Below are 15,068 nucleotides of genomic sequence, written 5' to 3' on the forward strand. Positions count from 1 at the left end.
CTCCAAGGCCCTGAGACGATCGTCTCAGGGCCTTGGAGCAGGGGGGTGTTCCGCAGGATCAAGAGAGAGGAACCTACGAAGCAGGTCCAATCGTCTCGGGAGCTGTAGAGACAGGTGCGGTTGAATCGAGGCTGGCTGGAGCAGGGTCAGCGCCCCGGTGTGCGTGATGAAGGGTGAGGCGATCTGCTGGAGACCGGGAAAGACTAGGGATCGTGTTCAGGTTTGGGCGGTGCCGAGCCACAGAATTCAAAATGCCGGCGATCAGAGCCGTTGATGAAAGCCGCACGGGCCATCCCTTCTCCTTCGTTCGTCGTGCCTCTGGCCGCGCTTGCTGCGGCGGCGTAGTTTGCCTGTGCCGTTGGTTGCAGGAGCGTGAGTGCGGCCCCGGGCGCCACTTCAGCCATTGCCGCCTGGCATGTGTGCGGGCGGCGAGTCAGCCTGGCCACCTGCCATGGCAAGGAACGGGTGATCGCCCGGCCGCTGCGCCGGGCCCTCGGCGTGGAGCTGGTGCTCGCCGTCGGCTTCGACACCGACAGTCTCGGCACCTTCTGCGGCGAACGGCCCCGCCCGGCGGATGCCGCCACCACCTGTCGCCTCAAGGCGGAGGCGGGTATGGCGGCCACTGGCCTCGACCTCGGCCTGGCCAGCGAAGGCAGCTTCGGGCCCCATCCGGCGCTGCCTTTCCTGCCCCTGGCCACCGAGTGGATGACTTGGGTGGACCGTCGCCACGACCTGGTGATCACCGAGCGGCTGAGCGGCTGCCGCACGAACTTCGACCATTGCACCGCGGCTCCCGGCACGCCGCTCGAGCCCTGGCTGACCCGCATCGGCTTCCCGCGCCATGCCGTGATCGTGCGTCCCCATCAGCCCGGCGCTCAGCCGTTCCTGCGCAAGGGAGTGTGTGGTGCGGCGGAGCTGGCGCAGGCGATCGATGAGGCCAGCGCCGCGTCCGCCGATGGCCTGGCGCTGGTGGAAACGGACATGCGGGCCCACTGCAACCCCACCCGCATGGCCTCGATCCGCGCCCTCACCTTCCGGCTGGCGCGGCGCATCGCCACCCTCTGCCCCGCCTGTGGGGCACCCGGCTGGGGGCCGGTGGAGTCCCTGCCGGGACTGCCCTGCGGCTGGTGCGGCAGTCCCACCTCGCTGCTGCGGGCGGAGCGTTTCGGCTGTGTTCGCTGCGAGGCCAGCAAGGAGCATCCGCGTAGGGATGGGCTGTTGCAGGCCGACCCGCAGCACTGCCCTTACTGCAACCCCTGAAGGCGGGGCCCGCCTGGGGTTGATCGTCCTGGCCTGTGGCGGGCATTAGGAGCTCCAATCGAACACACGACCTGCTTCCCCGCTGCTGTTCTTAGGTTGAGCGCCACCGACCCGTTCTCTCCCGAGGCACCAGGCATGACACCCGTCGCCATGGCCGCTGCGCCCCCCGCCCCGCCCCGCCTTTCGTTGCAGTGCGAGCCGATCGGGCCCGACACCACCACGCTCCGCTCGCTCGACTGGGACCGCAGCCGCTTCGACATCGAGTTCGGCCTTCGCAACGGCACCACCTACAACGCCTTTCTGGTGCGGGGGGAACGCACCGCCCTGATCGACACCAGCCACGCCAAGTTCGAGGACACCTGGCTGCCGCTGCTGGAGGAGCAGATCGATCCAGCCGCGATCGATTTCCTGATCGTGTCCCACACCGAACCCGACCACTCCGGCCTGATCGGCGCCCTGCTCGACCGCAACCCGGAGATCGAGATCGTGGCCTCCAAGGTGGCGATCGCCTACCTGGCCGACCAGGTGCACCGCCCCTTCCGCAGCCGCGCGGTGAAAAGCGGGGAGGAGCTCGATCTGGGCACGAACCCCGAGAGCGGTGTGGCGCACCGCTTCGAATTCCTCAGTGCCCCCAACCTGCACTGGCCCGACACGATCTTTTCGTTCGATCACGGCACCCGCATCCTCTACACCTGTGATGCCTTCGGCCTCCATTACTGCGGCAACGACGTCTTCGATAGCGATCCCGGCGCCATCGCCCCCGACTTCCGCTTCTATTACGACTGCCTGATGGGCCCCAACGCCCGCAGCGTGCTGCAGGCGCTAAAGCGCATGGACGCTCTGCCCGAGATCGCCATGATTGCCACCGGCCACGGGCCGCTGCTGCGTGAGCACCTGCGCCTCTGGATCGGCGACTACCGCGACTGGAGCAGCCAGCGCAGCGCCGGCGAAACCTATGCGGCGGTCTGTTATGTGAGCCAGTACGGCTTCTGTGACCGGCTCAGCCAGGCGATCGCCCGCGGCATCGGCAAGGCGGAGGCCCAGGTGCAGCTGGTGGATCTGCGCGCCTCCGATCCTCAGGAATTGGCCGCCCTGGTGGGGGAGGCCAGTGCCGTGGTGGTGCCCACCTGGCCCGCCAACCCCGATGGCGACCTGCAGCAATCGATCGGCACGCTGCTGGCGGCGCTCAAGCCCAAGCAGTGGGTGGCCTGCTACGACGCCTTCGGCGGCAACGATCAACCGATCGACAGCGTGGCCAGCCAGCTGCGTGGCCTGGGCCAGAAGGAGGCCTTTGCGCCGCTGCGCATCCGCCAGGCCCCCGATGGCAACGATTACCAGCGGTGCGAAGAGGCCGGCACCGACCTGGGCCAGCTGCTCACCAAGGCGAAAACGATCGCTGCCATGAAGGCGATCGACGCCGATGTGGACAAGGCGCTGGGGCGGCTCAGCGGTGGGCTTTACATCGTGACCGCCCGCCAGGAGGAACGCAGCAGCGCCATGGTGGCCAGCTGGGTGAGCCAGGCCAGCTTCGATCCACCGGGCCTCTCGATCGCCGTGGCCAAAGACCGCGCCATCGAGGCGCTGATGCAGGTGGACGACCGCTTCGTGCTCAACATCCTGCGCGAAGACAACTACCAGTCCCTGCTGCGCCATTTCCTCAAGCGCTTCCCCCCCGGCGCCGACCGCTTCGCCGGGGTGCCCACCCTTGAGGGCGCTGCCGCCGGTGGTCCGGTGCTGAGCGATGCCCTCGCCTTCCTGGGCTGCCGGGTGGTGCAGCGCATGGAAACCCCCGACCACTGGATCATCTACGCCGCAGTGGAGGAGGGCACGGTGTCCGACACCGAAGCCGCCACGGCCGTGCATCACCGCAAGGTGGGGAACCATTACTGATGGCTGATCTCGTCCTAGATCCCACCATTGCGGCCGCGGAAGTGATCGACCGCAGCGTCATCGCCATTCCGCTGGAAGACGGCCTGACCTGCCTGCGCTGCCTCAGCCCCAAGCGGCTGCGTTTCGAGGTGGAGTACGGCCTGGAGCGCGGCACCAGCGCCAATGCCTTCCTGTTCGCCGGTGGTGTCAACAATGCCCAGCGGGAGATCCCGCCGGTGCTGGTGCATCCCCCGGGCGCTTCCTTCACGGCGCCGTTCCTGGCCCAGCTGGCCGCCATGGTGCCGGCGCAGGCGCCGCTCAAGGTGGTGGTCGGTCACGTCAACCCCAACCGGGTGGCGCTGCTGCGCGAGCTGGCGGCCGCCTGGCCCGCCCTGATGCTGGTGGCCTCCAACACCGGCGCCCGGCTGGTGGAGGAGCTGTGGCAGCAACGCCGGCCCCCGGCTCCGGGCAGCGAGGCGGAGGAGCCGCCGCTGCCTGCCCTGCCGCCGATCGATGTGGTGAAGCAGGAGGTCAGCCGCGAGCTGGCCAACAGCTTCCGCCTCACCCTGCTGCCGGCCCCCACGCCCCGCTGGCCCGGCGCCCTGATCGCCTTCGAGGAGCGCACCGGCTTGCTGATGAGCGGCAAGTTCTTCGCCGCCCACCTCTGCAGCGAGGCCTATGCCGAGGCCAACCGCGACAGCACCGAGGAAGACCGGCGTCACTTCTACGACTGCCTGATGGCGCCGATGGCCCGCCAGGTGGAAACGGTGGTCGACCGGCTCGATGAGCTGGAGATCCGCACCATCGCGCCGGGCCATGGCCCGGCGATCACCGAGAGCTGGCGCAGCCTGCTGGCCGATTACCGGCGCTGGGGCGAGAACCTCGAGAAAACCCGCCTGTCGGTGGCGCTGCTCTACGCCAGTGCCTACGGCAACACCGCCGCCCTCGCCGATGCCATCGCCCAGGGCGTGGCGCGCACGGGCGTGCGGGTGGAGAGCATCAACTGCGAGTTCGCTCCCCCCGACCAGTTGCTCGAAGCGATCCGCAGCTGCGATGCGGTGCTGATCGGCTCCCCCACCCTGGGCGGCCACGCCCCCACGCCGATCGTTTCGGCGCTCGGCACCCTGCTGGCCGAAGGCGACCGCGCCCGGCCTGTGGGGGTGTTCGGCAGCTTCGGCTGGAGCGGAGAAGCCATCGATCTTCTGGAAACCAAGCTGCGGGATGGCGGCTTCCGCTTCGCCTTCGAGCCGATCCGGGTGAAGTTCAGCCCCGATCCGCCCACGCTCAAGCGCATGGAGGAAACGGGCACGGCCCTGGGGCGGCAGCTGCTCAACCAGCAGAAGCGTCAACGGCGCGTGGTGGCCGGCGGCCTCAGCGAAAGCCGCAGCAACCCGGCGGTGCTGGCCCTCGGGCGCGTGGTGGGATCGCTCTGCGTGCTCACCTGCGTGAAGGGAGAAGGGGCGGCCGCCCTGAGCGGCGGCATGGTGGCCAGCTGGGTGAGCCAGGCCAGCTTCACCCCGCCCGGCTTCACGGTGGCGGTGGCCCGGGATCGCGCCGTGGAGAGCCTGCTGCACGTGGGCGACCGCTTCGTGCTCAACGTGCTGGCCGAGGGCCGCGAGAGCGGCCCGATGAAGCGCTTCCTGCAGCCCTACCCCCCCGGCGCCGACCGGCTGGCGGGCCTGGAACTGGAGCACAGTCCGGCGGGCCAGCCGGTGCTGCCCGAAGCGCTGGCCTGGCTGGAGGCCAGCGTGAGCCAGCGGATGGAATGCGGCGATCACTGGCTGGTGTATGCCCAGGTGAGCCATGGCGGCCTGCTTGACGGCACCGGCGTCACCGCTGTGCACCAGCGCCGCAGCGGTGCCAGCTACTGAGCCACTGACTGAGGCAGCGGCACGTTCGGGAGGGGCGAACGGGCCTCGCGGAAACAGGGCGCCTCGAACAGCCGGCGCTGGCTCAGGCTTTGCACCCGAGGGGGAACGCCCGGCTTGGAGTAGCTCAGCACGAAGATCTGGTCGAACTCCATCGCACCGATGGCGGGCATCGTCGCCCAGCCCAGCCCCCGGGCCAGTTCCGGCATGTGGCGGTGCTCCCAGAACAGCACCACGTTGCCGCCCTTGTAGGCCGGCTGGCTGAGGATCTCCTGCCCATCCATGAAGGAATCCTCCAGTGACGACTGGGCAATCGAAATGTTGATGCCGGTGGCCACCCCCAGCGGTACGGCGCTCTGGTAGCTGCGGGCGTTCTTGCTGGATTCGGGGTTGAGGAAGAAGGTGCGGATGTGGGTCGGAGCCCCGAAGCAGGCGGGGAGGAGCCGGCCCAGGTTGATCGAGCGCAGGAAGCCGCGGGCCGAGAGGTTGTAGTTGCCATCGCCGGAGGCCACCTTGTCGCCGTGGCGCAGCAGGATCACCTGCCGGGGCAGCGCCCCCACAGGCGCGGCACCAAGGACGAAGGCGGCCACAGCAACAGCGGCGGCCGCAGTGGCGCGGAGCCGCGGTCCGATGGTGGCCACAGCACGGCGGCGGTGTGAACCCGGGAAGGCCATGGGCGGTGAGCTGTGAGCTGTGGGTCCGGCCGGAACAGACGCCTGCGGGCGCAGGGTCCCATGGTGGCAGTGCAGCAGGCTCGACCCGCGAGGGTGGCCGTTCCACCACAGCCTCCGAAGCGGCCTCATCCCAGCCTCCCCACAGGCCCGGGGCACCGCGCTGCGCCACCGTCGCCTTGCAACGGCCCACCTCCCATCCCACCGCACGCCGTCTCCATGGACATCGCCAAACCCGGCACCCTCGCCAACCTCGAAGCGGCCTTCGGCGGCGAGAGCATGGCCAACCGCAAGTACCTCTTCTTCGCTGATGTGGCCAAGCAGCTCGGCAACAGCGAGCTGGCCCGCCTCTTCCGCGACACCGCCGCCCAGGAAACCGAGCACGCCTTCGCGCACTTCCGCCTGCTCCACCCCGAGCTGGTGGTGGCCGATCCCGCCGCGCTCTCAGAAGAAGCCAGACAACAGGTGCTGAGCCGCTGCCTGGAGCTGGCGATCGAGGGTGAAACCTACGAGTACACCACCATGTATCCGGAGTTCGCCGCCCAGGCCCGCGCCGATCGCGATGACGGTGCCGTGGCCGAATTCACCGAGCAGATCGCCGAATCCGAGCAGCATGCCGGCCTCTTCCGTCAGGCGGCCAGCAACTTCGGTCGGCTCACCCCGATCGAGCACCACCACGCCGACCGCTACAGCGTGGCCCTCGAAGCCCTTCAGGGCCAGGGCGCGGCTGGAGAAAGCGAGCCCGTGGCCGGCCTGTGGATCTGCAAGGTCTGCTCGGTGATCTACGACCCGGCCCTGGGCGATCCGGACTCAGGCATCGTCGCCGGCACGCCGTTCGAGGCCATCCCCGACAGCTGGGTCTGCCCGCTCTGCGGCACCCGCAAGGCCAATTTCATCCCCTACCGGGAGCCGGTGCTGCTGCCGGCCTGAGCCGCCGCAACCGCTGGAGCGCGCCGCCGCGTCCATCACGACTCCGGTGGCGCCGCCCCCCAGGCGTGCAGGCTCTCCAGCACGGGAATCAGCGACCGGCCGCGCGGGGTGAGGCGGTATTCCACCCGCGGCGGCACCTCGGCAAACACCTCGCGCTCTACCACCCCTGCGGCCTCCAGCTCCCGCAGCTGGCTGGTGAGCACCTTGTGGCTCACGCCCACCAGGGCCCGCTGCAAGCCGGAAAACCGCTGCGTGCCCTCCGCCAGCTCCCGCAGCACGGGCACCTTCCAGCGCCCCCGCATGACGCTCAGCGCCAGCTCGGCAGGGCATTGGCTGTGGTCGTGGGCGTCCAGGAATCCATCCGCGAATCCATCCGCTTGCTCCATGCGCTTGCACCATCCAGTGGCACCAGGGTTACCCACAGGTGAGTGACGCACATGGCGGTGCGTTCTTGTCAGGCAGGGCCCAAGCGATCCACTCTGATCCAAGAGGGAGAGCTGCCGCCCGCTTGATGGGCTGATCCCCATCGCTTCCGCCTGGCCGACCGGTGACGTTGCACACCTGCCAAGCCAGTGGAACGGGGCCATCCTGTGGCGGCAGCCCGTCCCGGTCATCCGTCACTTTCGCCATGACCATCGATCTGTTCACGCCCCTGGCCGTAGGGCCCCTGGAGCTGCCCAACCGGGTGCTGATGGCCCCGCTTACCCGATCCCGCGCTGAAGAGGGTCACATCCCCGGTCCGCTGATGGCGGAGTACTACAGCCAGCGGGCGTCCGCCGGGTTGATCATCGCCGAGGCCACCATGGCGATGGAGGGCCACTCCGCCTTCATCCGCGAACCCGGCATCCATTCGGCGGCCCAGGTGGAGGGCTGGACACGCACCACCGAGGCGGTGCACGCCCGCGGCGGCCGGATCGTGCTGCAGATCTGGCACGGCGGCCGGGCCTGCCATCCCCTGCTCAACAACGGCCTTCAGCCGGTGGCCCCCAGCGCCATCGCCATCAGCGGCGACCAGATCCACACCCCCCAGGGCAAGGTGGATTACGTGGTGCCGCGCGCCCTGGCCGACGACGAGCTGCCGGCGATCGTGGCGGGCTTCCGGTTGGCGGCCCGCCACGCCATCGCTGCCGGTTTCGACGGCGTGGAGGTGCACGGCGCCAATGGCTATCTCCTCGATGAATTCCTGCGCGATGGCAGCAACCAGCGCAGCGGCCCCTATGGCGGCCCGATCGAGAACCGGGCGCGGCTGCTGCTGGAGGTGATCGAGGCGGTGCGCGCCGAAACGGAGCTGGTGGGGCTGCGCCTCTCGCCGCTCAACAGCTACAACGCCATGCGCGATAGCGATCCCGTGGCGCTCGCCAGCTGGCTGGCCGATCACCTCAACCGCACCGGCCTCGCTTACCTGCACCTGATGCGCGGCGACTTCCTCCAGCAGCAGCTGGGCGATGTGCTCACGCCGGTGCGCGAGCGCTTCCAGGGGGTGCTGATCGCCAACATGGGCTACACCGCCGCCGAAGCCAACGCCGCCATCGCCGCCGGCGCTATCGATGCGGTGGCCTTCGGCACGGCCTTCCTGGCCAATCCGGATCTGCCGGAGCGGCTGCGCAGCGGCGCACCGCTCAACACGCCGGACCCTGCCACCTTCTATAGCCCCGGCCCCGCCGGCTACACCGACTACCCCTTCCTGAGCGCCGCTGCCTGATCAACGCTGGCGCAGGCCCCCAGCCTGTGCTGCTCGAGACCCAGTGCCACCCGTTGCCTGCGCCAGGCCCGACCCATCCCCTCCTCACCCACCATCCACTCCCGGGAGCCTCGCCATGACCACCACCAACGCCCAGCGTTCTGCCGCTACCCCAGTGTTCCGCCCCGGCACGGAGCGCTTCCACAGCCAGCTCGACTGGCTGGACAGCTGGCACAGCTTTTCCTTCTCCAGCCACTTCGATCCGGCCTGGATGGGATTCGGTCCGCTGCGGGTGATCAACGACGACACGATCGCCGCCGGCCGCGGCTTCGGCATGCATCCCCACAACGACATGGAGATCGTCACGGTGATGGTGGAAGGGGAACTCACCCACCGCGATTCGATGGGCAACGGTGAGGTGTTGCGCGCCGGTGAAGTGCAGCGCATGAGCGCCGGCACCGGTGTGGTGCACAGCGAGATAAACAAAGGGGCGACCCCCTGCCGGTTGCTGCAGATCTGGATCGAACCCTCCAGCACCGGCATCCCGCCCGCCTATGAGCAGAAGCCCTTCGCCGTCGGGGAAGGCTGGACCCTGCTGCTGGACCCCGAGCGGCGGGACGGCGCCATGGCGGTGCACCGACCGGTGCGGCTCTGGCGCGCCCGGCCGGCGCCCGGCACCCGCCTGGAGCTGCCGGCGGCGGCCGGCCACCGGCTCTGGATGCAGCTGATCGACGGCAGCCTCACGCTGGAAGGCGGCCGCCGGCTGGAGCGCGGCGATGGCCTGGGCTTCGAGGTCCCAGGCTCCGCCAGTGGCACTGGCACTCCGCCGGCCAGCACCCCCACCAGCGCCCTCCCCGCCGCCGCCCATGCGGTGCCGCGTGAGCTGGTGACCGGTGAAGCCGGCGCCGACCTGCTGCTGTTTGAGCTGGCCTGAGTTCGGGCGGGTTGGTGCTGGCTGGCCTGGATCCAGGTCGACCTGGGTGTGTCCTAGGCGTCGTTAATTCCTTGCCGAAAGGAAGCGAAAGATGCTGCCGAATGCGAATGGGTTCGCTCAAATGGGGGTGTTCCCGTTACCGCGTTCGGTGATGGCCACAGCCCGCTCTCGCTCTGACGCCAGCCTGCCCACCATTCTTCCGTCTGCCGATGGCAACGGCCGGAGTTGGGTGGTGCGCTACCGCGGTTTCGTGCTCATGCCTCAGCCTGATCTCACCTGGCTGGTTCGCCCGGAGCGCAGCCCCATGGACGTGCTGCCCTTCCGGGCTCCCGCCAGTTCACTGGCGGATGTGAAGGCCTTGGTGGATTGGCGCCTCGGCAAGGCCGCCTGAGACCTTGGCTCAGGCCGCCTGCGGCGGTGTGGGCCCCCCGGCCTGGAAGGGAAGCACCAGGGTGACCCAGGTGTCCGGACGTGCAGGACGGTGCCGGCGGGGTTGACGCACGCCGAAGGGAACACGCACCACGTTGGTGCCCTCCACACGGATTGTTTCGCCGCGGGCGGAGGAATGGGCCAGGGATCCGGGAATCGGCGGCAGTTCGGGGGCGCGCGTCAACGGAGCGGGTTTGTCAGCACGGATCGACAGCTCAGAGAGCGTCGGAGGATTGAAGGGAGGGCCGTCGTTGCCGTTCATTGGGTGGGTCGAGACGTTTGCCGTGGCCTTGGGGGCTGCTGATCCTGTGACTTGTCGCCCGAGCTTGCCTCGTGGGGTGGGATCCAGCAACCGGGAATTCTTTAAACAATCAGTTGATTGTAGCAGTGGCACACATGCCCTTCTGAAACTCCAGTCACTGCCTGATCAGCTCCCTATCGTGATGGCGTTGATCGTGGGCGGCGTCTGAACGGCTATGCGTGCCGGCTCAGCGCCGATAGAGAGGCGAGGCCCCAGGCCTGCTTGGAGCCGCCCGGCCTGATCGGCACGGCATGGCGGGCGCTCAGATCGCCAGCGCCACCCGCTGCGGCGTGACGGCCACGCTGCTGCTGGCCAGCTCCTCCACCGAGGGGCAGGTGCACACCAGGTTGCGATCGCCATAGGCGTTGTCGATGCGGGCCACCGCCGGCCAGAACTTGGTCTGCCGCTGGCTGTCGCCAGCCGGGAAGGCCGCCTCGCTGCGGCTGTAAGGGCGATCCCAGAGGTCGGCGGTGACGGCCGCCAGGGTGTGCGGCGCCCGCTTCAAGGGGTTGTCCTGCGCATCGGCCTGCCCCGCCTCGATCGCAGCCGCTTCGGCGCGGATTGCCACCATGGCGTCGCAGAAGCGGTCGATCTCCGCCAGGGATTCGCTTTCAGTGGGCTCCACCATCACCGTGCCCGCTACCGGCCAGCTCACCGTGGGGGCATGGAAGCCGTAATCCATCAGCCGCTTGGCCAGGTCGTCGACCTCGAGGCCGGCGCTGCGTTTCAGCGGCCGCAGATCCAGGATGCATTCGTGGGCCACACGGCCGTCGCTGCCGCGGAACAGCACCGGGTAGTGGGGCTGGAGCCGCTCGGCGATCACGTTGGCGGAGAGCAGCGCCACCGCGCTGGCCTGCCGCAGACCGGCGCCACCCATCATGCGGATGTACATCCAGCTGATCGGCAGGATGCCGGCGCTGCCCCAGGGGGCGGCTGACACTGGCCCGATCGCCGCTTGGCCGCCCACGGCCCCCAGCGGGTGTCCTGGCAGGAACGGCACCAGATGGCTGGCGACGGCAATCGGCCCGACCCCCGGCCCGCCACCGCCGTGGGGGATGCAGAAGGTTTTGTGCAGGTTGAGGTGGCACACGTCGGCGCCGTAGTGGCCGGGTTTGGCCAGGCCTACCTGGGCGTTGAGGTTGGCGCCATCGAGGTACACCTGGCCGCCGTGGCCGTGGATCACCTCGCAGAGCCGGCGGATGCCGGTTTCGAACACTCCGTGGGTGGAGGGATACGTGACCATCACGGCCGCGAGAGCATCGGCGTGCTGGGCGGCTTTCGCCTCCAGGTCATCGAGATCGATGTTGCCGTTGGCATCGCAGGCCACCGGCACCACCTGCAACCCGGCCATCACGGCGCTGGCCGGGTTGGTGCCGTGGGCACTGGTGGGAATCAGGCAGACGTTGCGGTGCGCCTCGCCGCGGCTGTGGTGCCAGGCCCGGATCACCAGCAGCCCTGCATATTCCCCCTGGGAGCCGGCGTTGGGTTGCAGCGACACCCCGGCAAAGCCGGTGATCACCGCCAGCCAGGCCTCCAGATCGGCCACCAGCCGCTGGTAGCCGGCCTGCTGGGCGGCGGGGGCGAAGGGATGCAGTTCGGCGAAGGCGGGCCAGCTCACCGGCGCCAGTTCGGCGGCGGCATTGAGCTTCATCGTGCAGCTGCCGAGCGGGATCATGCCGTGCACCAGCGAGAGATCCTTCGCCACCAGGCGCTGGATGTAGCGCAGCAGTTCCGTCTCGCTGTGGTGCCGCTGGAACACCTCCTGCTGCAGCCAGGGCTGCTGGCGCAGGGGGACCCCCGCCAGCAGGGTGGCGTCGTCGGGCAGGGCGGCGAGCAGGGCGGCGGCAGCGGGCAGGGGGCCAGCGTTGTGCTCCGCCTTGTCAGGGCCTTCTGGGCGGTCTGCGCCATCCGGGCCGCTTGCGGCGAAGAGGGCGAGCAGGCGATCGAGCTCGACGCTGTCCGTGCGCTCATCCAGGCTGATCGCCACACCGGTGAGCGCCCCGCCCGGTGCGGTGAGCGGCCGCAGATTGAAGCCGGCGGCATCCGCCCGCTCCAGCAGCTCGCCGGCCCCGGGCAGGGTGAGGCTGAGCGTGTCGAAGGCGGATCCAGGCTGCACCGCCAGCCCGAGGGCTGCGAGGCCCTCGGCCAGGGCGGCCCGCTGACGCAGCACCCGCCGGGCGATCGCCGTGAGCCCGCCGGGGCCGTGATGCACGGCATAGAAGCTGGCCATCACCGCCAGCAACACCTGGGCGGTGCAGATGTTGCTGGTGGCCTTGTCGCGGCGGATGTGCTGCTCACGGGTCTGCAGGGCCAGGCGCAGGGCTGGGCGGCCTTCCGCATCCAGCGAGCGACCCACCAGCCGGCCGGGAATCTGGCGCTTGTGCGCGTCGGTGGTGGCGAAGAAGGCGGCATGGGGCCCGCCGCCACCGAGCGGCACGCCGAAGCGCTGGGTGCTGCCCACGGCGATGTCGGCGCCGAGGGCGCCCACCGGCTCCAGCAGCACCTGGGCCAGCGGATCCACCGCCGCCGTCACCATCGCCCCGACCGCATGGGCGGCGGCGATCGCCGCGCGCGGATCCCAGAGGCGGCCGCTGGCGCCGGGCAGTTGCAGCAGCAGCCCGAACACCGTGGGGTCGAGGGGAGAGGCCGCATCGCCAGCGGCGAGCGTGGCGGGATCCACCAGCTCCACCACGAGGCCGAGCGGTTCTGCCCGGGTCTGCAGCACGGCCAGGGTCTGGGGGAACACGTCCTGATCCACCAGGAAGCGGCGGGCCTCAGGCCGCCGACAGGCGCCGAAGCTGAGCGCCATCGCTTCGGCCGCGGCGGTGCCTTCATCCAGCAGCGAGGCGTTGGCGATCGGCAGGCCGGTGAGTTCGCTGATCAGGGTCTGGAAGTTGAGCAGCGCCTCCAGGCGGCCCTGGGCGATCTCAGCCTGATAAGGGGTGTAGGCCGTGTACCAGCAGGGGTTTTCCAGCACGTGGCGCTGGATCAGTGCCGGCGTCACGGTGCCGTAGTAACCGAGGCCGATCAGGCTGCGGCGCACCTGGTTGGTGGCGGCGATGGCGCGCAGCTCGCCCAGCGCCTGGGCTTCATCCACCCCCAGCGGCAGGTCGGCCGCCGCGGCGCTCGCGTCGATCAGGATGTCGGCCGGCACCACCTCGGCCACGAACGTCTCCAGATCACTGGCGCCCAGCCGTTCGAGCATCGCCTGCAGCTCCTGCGGCGATGGCCCGAGATGCCGCTCCAGGAAAGGAGAGGAGCCGTCGGGGTCAGCGAAGGGTGCGGTCACGGCGCGACGCCCGGCGATAGGGGCGGATCTTAGGGAAATCTGTCGAGACGACGCTCCAACACGCCGCCCAGCCCTTTCGCGAGGCCCGCCTTGCGAAGCCGCCCCTTTGTCGCTCAGCTGCCTTCCACCTTCAGGCGGTAAGTGGCGGCATCCATGAGATCAGCGAATTCGGCGGCGTCGCTGGGGCGCACCAGCAGCAGCCAGCCTTCGCCGTGGGGATCGTTCTGCAGTTCTTCCGGGCTGGTCAGCACCGCTTCGTTGCGCAGCTCCACCGTGCCGCTGATCGGCGCGTACATCTCCTCCACCGCCTTCACCGATTCCACCGAGCCGAAACTGGAGCCTCGCTCCAGCTGGCTGCCCACCTCCGGCAGCTCCACGAACACGATGTCGCCCAGCTGATCGACGGCGAAGGCGCTCACGCCGATGCGCATCAGCTCCCCATCCGGCCGGGCGTATTCATGGCTGTCCGCATAGCGGCAGTCGTCGGGGAACTGGAGCGCCATCGAAGGCGGAAGCAAAGACGAGGCCAGTCTGACCGGCCTTGGCGCTGCGGGCTCAGCTCAGCCGCTGCGGATTCAGGGCCGTGAGCGCCCGCTCCAGGGCCAGCTCCACGTGGGCGCGGTGGGTGCCTCCCTGGGCGAACAGCACGTAGGGCTCGCGCAGGGGGGCGTCGGCGGAGAACTCACTGGTGCTGCCGTCGATGAAGCTGCCGCCGGCCATCACCAGCTCACTGGCGTATCCCGGCATGGGCGCCGGCACCGGGTCGAGGTAAGCGCCCACCGGCGAACAGGCCTGAAAGGCGCGGCACACCTGGATCAACGGCTCCGGCGCCCCGAAGCGCACTGCCTGGATCACGTCACTGCGGGGGGCCCCCACCAGCGGCTGCACGGCATAGCCGAGTGCGCTGAACACGGAGGCCACCAGCTCGGCGCCGATCAGGGCCTCTGCCACCATCTGAGGCGCCAGGAACAACCCCTGGAACAGCAGCCGATAGAGATCGAAGCCGGTGCCCCCCTCGCTGCCGATGCCCGGCGCCGTGAGCCGGCAGCAGGCCCGCTCCACCCATTCGGCGCCGCCGGCCACGTAGCCGCCGGTGGGGGCAATCGTGCCGCCGGCGTTCTTGATCAGCGAGCCGGCGATCAGGTCGGCGCCCACGGCCGGGGGCTCCAGCCCCTCCACGAATTCGCCATAGCAGTTGTCGACGAAGCAGAGGCAACCGGGCTGCAGCTGCTTCACGCGCTCCACCAGGCGGCCAATCGTGGCCACCTGCAGCGAGGGCCGCCAGCTGTAGCCGCAACTGCGCTGGATCAGCACCAGCCGGGTGGGGGGTGTGAGGGCGGCGGCGAGGCCTTCTTCCTCCACCGTGCCATCGGCCCGCAGGGCGAGCTCGTCGTAGTGGATGCCGAACTCGGCCAGCGACCCCTGGCCGCTGCCACGCAGGCCGATCACCTCTTCCAATGTGTCGTAGGGGCGGCCGGTGATCGAGAGCAGGCGGTCGCCCGGCCGCAGCACGCCGAACAGGGCTGCGGCGATGGCGTGGGTGCCGCTGACGAACTGCAGCCGCACCGCTGCCGCCTCCGCCCCCAGCACCCGGGCGAACACCCGGTCCAGGACCTCCCGGCCCAGGTCGCCGTGGCCGTAGCCGCTCACCGAGGCGAAGTGATGGGGGCCGAGACGCTCGGCGGCGAAGGCGGCCAGCACCCTCTCCAGCCCAGGCTTCACCGCGGCGGTGTGCCGGGCCGCCAGCGGCGCGATCCGCGCAGCGGCGGCTGCCACCTGCTCGCAGGCCCAGGCCGAGGCGGTTCCTTTCTCGTCCTGCCCGTCCATCCCCGCCAC

13 protein-coding genes are annotated in these 15,068 nt (G+C 69.7%); 7 read left to right on the top strand and 6 right to left on the bottom strand.

Going from position 1 to position 15,068, the window contains the following annotated elements:
• Window positions 1–372: 372 nt before the first annotated feature.
• The 3 genes from KQ303_RS08595 (at window position 373) to KQ303_RS08605 (ending at window position 5,000) form a co-directional block, all read left to right on the top strand.
• Window positions 373–1,260 (top strand): DUF6671 family protein, encoded by an 888-nt coding sequence (locus tag KQ303_RS08595; RefSeq protein ID WP_259729979.1) that lies wholly within the window; start codon window positions 373–375, stop codon window positions 1,258–1,260.
• Window positions 1,261–1,410: 150 nt separating this feature from the next.
• Window positions 1,411–3,150 (top strand): diflavin flavoprotein, encoded by a 1,740-nt coding sequence (locus KQ303_RS08600; RefSeq protein ID WP_259730018.1) that lies wholly within the window; start codon window positions 1,411–1,413, stop codon window positions 3,148–3,150.
• Complete coding sequence (locus tag KQ303_RS08605) at window positions 3,150–5,000, top strand: diflavin flavoprotein (RefSeq protein WP_259729980.1); 1,851 nt, start codon at window positions 3,150–3,152, stop codon at window positions 4,998–5,000. The genes KQ303_RS08600 and KQ303_RS08605 overlap by 1 nt, the downstream gene beginning before the upstream one ends.
• On the opposite strand, the gene KQ303_RS08610 is transcribed toward KQ303_RS08605, so the two are convergent.
• Entirely contained in the window at window positions 4,994–5,638 is a 645-nt protein-coding gene (locus KQ303_RS08610) for a histidine phosphatase family protein (RefSeq protein WP_259729981.1), read from the bottom strand. The genes KQ303_RS08605 and KQ303_RS08610 overlap by 7 nt on opposite strands.
• A gap of 249 nt (window positions 5,639–5,887) precedes the next feature.
• Here KQ303_RS08610 and KQ303_RS08615 point away from each other — a divergent pair, with 249 nt between their 5' ends.
• Window positions 5,888–6,598, top strand: a complete 711-nt coding sequence (locus KQ303_RS08615; RefSeq protein WP_094511352.1) for a rubrerythrin family protein — start codon at window positions 5,888–5,890, stop codon at window positions 6,596–6,598.
• A gap of 35 nt (window positions 6,599–6,633) precedes the next feature.
• Here KQ303_RS08615 and KQ303_RS08620 read toward each other — a convergent pair whose 3' ends face one another.
• Window positions 6,634–6,984: a helix-turn-helix domain-containing protein gene (locus tag KQ303_RS08620; RefSeq protein ID WP_259729982.1), complete on the bottom strand. Its 351-nt coding sequence runs from the start codon at window positions 6,982–6,984 to the stop codon at window positions 6,634–6,636.
• 242 nt (window positions 6,985–7,226) lie between these two features.
• On the opposite strand from KQ303_RS08620, the gene KQ303_RS08625 reads away from it, so the two are divergent.
• The 3 genes from KQ303_RS08625 to KQ303_RS08635 all read left to right on the top strand — a co-directional run bounded on the left by KQ303_RS08625 (window position 7,227) and on the right by KQ303_RS08635 (window position 9,604).
• Window positions 7,227–8,300: an alkene reductase gene (locus tag KQ303_RS08625; protein WP_259729983.1), complete on the top strand. Its 1,074-nt coding sequence runs from the start codon at window positions 7,227–7,229 to the stop codon at window positions 8,298–8,300.
• 115 nt (window positions 8,301–8,415) lie between these two features.
• Window positions 8,416–9,213 carry a pirin-like bicupin family protein gene (locus tag KQ303_RS08630; RefSeq protein ID WP_259729984.1) on the top strand — a complete coding sequence of 266 codons (798 nt, stop codon included), beginning with the start codon at window positions 8,416–8,418 and terminating at the stop codon, window positions 9,211–9,213.
• Between the two features lie 151 nt (window positions 9,214–9,364).
• Window positions 9,365–9,604, top strand: coding sequence for a hypothetical protein (locus KQ303_RS08635; protein WP_255100362.1), 240 nt, complete (start codon window positions 9,365–9,367; stop codon window positions 9,602–9,604).
• A gap of 9 nt (window positions 9,605–9,613) precedes the next feature.
• On the opposite strand, the gene KQ303_RS08640 is transcribed toward KQ303_RS08635, so the two are convergent.
• The 4 genes from KQ303_RS08640 to KQ303_RS08655 form a co-directional block, all read right to left on the bottom strand.
• Window positions 9,614–9,826 (bottom strand): hypothetical protein, encoded by a 213-nt coding sequence (locus KQ303_RS08640; protein ID WP_233132877.1) that lies wholly within the window; start codon window positions 9,824–9,826, stop codon window positions 9,614–9,616.
• A 379-nt stretch (window positions 9,827–10,205) separates the two neighbouring features.
• The gene (gene gcvP / locus KQ303_RS08645) at window positions 10,206–13,148 is read right to left on the bottom strand and encodes an aminomethyl-transferring glycine dehydrogenase (RefSeq protein WP_399233313.1); all 2,943 of its coding nucleotides are present in this window, start codon (window positions 13,146–13,148) and stop codon (window positions 10,206–10,208) included.
• Window positions 13,149–13,345: 197 nt separating this feature from the next.
• Window positions 13,346–13,735: a glycine cleavage system protein GcvH gene (gene gcvH, locus KQ303_RS08650; protein ID WP_094511364.1), complete on the bottom strand. Its 390-nt coding sequence runs from the start codon at window positions 13,733–13,735 to the stop codon at window positions 13,346–13,348.
• A gap of 52 nt (window positions 13,736–13,787) precedes the next feature.
• Window positions 13,788–15,059 carry a methionine gamma-lyase family protein gene (locus KQ303_RS08655; RefSeq protein WP_259729986.1) on the bottom strand — a complete coding sequence of 424 codons (1,272 nt, stop codon included), beginning with the start codon at window positions 15,057–15,059 and terminating at the stop codon, window positions 13,788–13,790.
• Window positions 15,060–15,068 lie beyond the last annotated feature (9 nt).

Source organism: Synechococcus sp. CS-1333 (assembly GCF_025128015.1).
Classification (GTDB): domain Bacteria; phylum Cyanobacteriota; class Cyanobacteriia; order PCC-6307; family Cyanobiaceae; genus MW101C3.